1 pseudogene is annotated in these 429 nt (G+C 65.0%); it reads right to left on the reverse strand.

The window, feature by feature from the left end:
* Positions 1 to 225: pseudogene (locus A3764_RS25775) on the reverse strand (ABC transporter substrate-binding protein); the annotation flags it as partial.
* Positions 226 to 429: the final 204 nt, after the last annotated feature.

Raw genomic sequence — 429 nt, forward strand, 5'->3', positions numbered from 1 at the left:
GATCGCCACGTAATGCGCGTCGCCCCGCGCGACCGAGATCGAATAGGACGACAGCGACAGTTCCGATACGTCGAAGGCCTGGTGCCGGAAGGCGCGAAAGAACATCTCTTCGGGCGACAGCAGCATCGGGATGGGATCGACGCCGTCGATCTTCACGCGGCCGTCGACGATGGCGCGGGTGCGGTCGTAATTGCCCATGGCAATCGAAAGGGAAATGTCGGTCAAGTCTGGGTCTCCTCGGTATCGATTCCGCATTGGCGGGTCAGGGTGACAGGTTGGCGCTGGTCGGCCGATGTCAGGATCGCGTGGCACACTTCAAGACTGGCACGGCCCCACCGCGCGGTCTGGGCGGGGGCGCGGCTGAAACAGACCCGCACCTATGGCGAGGGGGCCGAGCCGCCTGTGCCCGACGCGAACGAGCATTTCGGG

The organism is Sulfitobacter sp. HI0129 (assembly GCF_001635395.1).
GTDB lineage: Bacteria > Pseudomonadota > Alphaproteobacteria > Rhodobacterales > Rhodobacteraceae > Sulfitobacter.